This is a genomic window from Rhizobacter sp. (assembly GCF_031412075.1).
Classification (GTDB): domain Bacteria; phylum Pseudomonadota; class Gammaproteobacteria; order Burkholderiales; family Burkholderiaceae_C; genus Rhizobacter.
On sequence record NZ_JANOCG010000172.1, the window covers coordinates 1 to 1,727 of the forward strand.

3 protein-coding genes are annotated in these 1,727 nt (G+C 67.1%); all 3 read left to right on the forward strand.

What is annotated here, in order from left to right:
* Window positions 1-767: helicase C-terminal domain-containing protein (locus RMO40_RS06040; protein ID WP_309717734.1), on the forward strand; the 767-nt coding region annotated here is incomplete at its 5' end.
* A gap of 62 nt (window positions 768-829) precedes the next feature.
* Window positions 830-1,117: a hypothetical protein gene (locus RMO40_RS06045; RefSeq protein ID WP_309717737.1), complete on the forward strand. Its 288-nt coding sequence runs from the start codon at window positions 830-832 to the stop codon at window positions 1,115-1,117.
* Window positions 1,118-1,186: 69 nt separating this feature from the next.
* A partial coding sequence (locus RMO40_RS06050; RefSeq protein WP_309717740.1) for a hypothetical protein occupies window positions 1,187-1,727 on the forward strand: 541 nt, incomplete at its 3' end.

Genomic DNA, 1,727 nt, shown 5'->3' on the forward strand with positions numbered 1-1,727 from the left:
TCACACCGCGCCTGGAGGCGGCACGTTCAGTGGCGCTTTTTTCAGCCACGCTGAGCCCGCGTCAGTTTTATGCCGACACCCTGGGCCTGCCCGACAACACCGCCTGGGTCGACGTGCCCACGCCGTTTTCCCCCGAGCAACTGAGCGTGCGCCTGGCCGGCCACATCTCCACCCGCTTTCAGCACCGCGACGCCTCGCTCGCACCCATTGCCGAACTGATGGCCGAGCAGTACGTGGCGCAGCCCGGCAACTACCTCGCGTTTTTCAGCAGCTTCGACTACCTGCAGAAGGTGCTGGCGCTGTTTCGCGAACAAGCGCCGCAGGTGCTGGTGTGGGAACAATCGCGCGGCATGGACGAAGCCGCGCGCGAGCAGTTTCTGGCGCGTTTCACCACTAGCAGCCAGGGCATCGGCTTTGCCGTACTCGGCGGCTCGTTTGCCGAAGGCATCGACCTGCCCGGGCGGCGCCTCATCGGTGCCTTCATCGCCACCCTCGGCCTGCCGCAGTTCAACCCCGTCAACGAGCACATGAAGCAGCGCCTGGGCGAACGTTTTGGCGAAGCGCAGGGCTACGACTACGCCTACCTCTACCCCGGTCTGCAAAAGGTGGTGCAAGCCGCCGGCCGGGTGATACGCACCCCTGCCGACCAGGGCGTGATCTGCCTGATCGACGACCGTTTTGCCTCGGCCAAGGTGCGCCGTCTGCTGCCCGCGTGGTGGCGGATCTCGACAATTGGCACCGATCCACCCGGCAACTCGGGCCTGTAACAGATTGCGCTTCAGCTAATGTGCGCGAACATCAGGGCCCGCACGCCCAAGGAGACTTCCCCGTGGTATCGCTCTTCGCCTTCGTTGTGACGGCCTATGGCATGAACCCTTATCTGGTCGCGAGTTTCAACTCGGGCCTGGCCTGCGAGGCCGCCAAGTCGGCGCTCATCTCGGCCGCACTCGAACAAAGCGTGGCCGGCACCAGCACCTATGCGATGGCGCCCAAGACGCTTCGGTGCATCGGCACGCCGGGCCTGCTGGCTGGCGGTGCGCGCCCGCCCGAGCCCGCCGTGCTGCCGCCCAAGCGGCCTGCTTTGCCGCCGCCGACCAAGCGCCCGGCGCAGAAGTAACGTCGGGCAACGCCCAGCCCGACCGTGGAAGCCCATCGACGACTGCAAGCCCGAGGGCCGTACATCGCGATGTTCGGCCTGCTGGGGGTGCTGTGGGCGTTGATCCTCATCTTTTCGGTGGTTCAAGAGCGGCGCATGGTCGAAAGCGCCCAAAAGCAGCTGCGCCTGATCAACAACGTGGTGGTCCAGCAGACCCGCGGCTTGCTCAGCAGCATCGAGACCGATCTGGCGCTGCTCGATTACTGGGTGCAAACCCACCCGCAAGCTGACGTTTCGCAAGACAGCGGCCTCGCCGGCCTGGTGACGCGCCTGAACCAGGGCTCCGACGGCCTGGTGAGTTACGGCTTTGCCAACGTAGCCGGGCAAGCGCTGGCCTCGCCGGGCGCCGCACCGTGGCAGGGCGGGATGGGGGCCGTCACCTGGCCGACGGCTGCCGGCGACGTGGCAACCGGGTTGCCTACACGCGACGCCACGGGCCAGGCCTGGCAATGGCCGGTGACCCGCAAGCTGGAGCGCCCGGTGGGTGAGTTGGCCGGCGCCGTAGCCTGGATCGACCTGACCCGCCTGGGCGCCCTGCACGAAAGCCTGCGCGAAAAACCCGCCGGCGGCA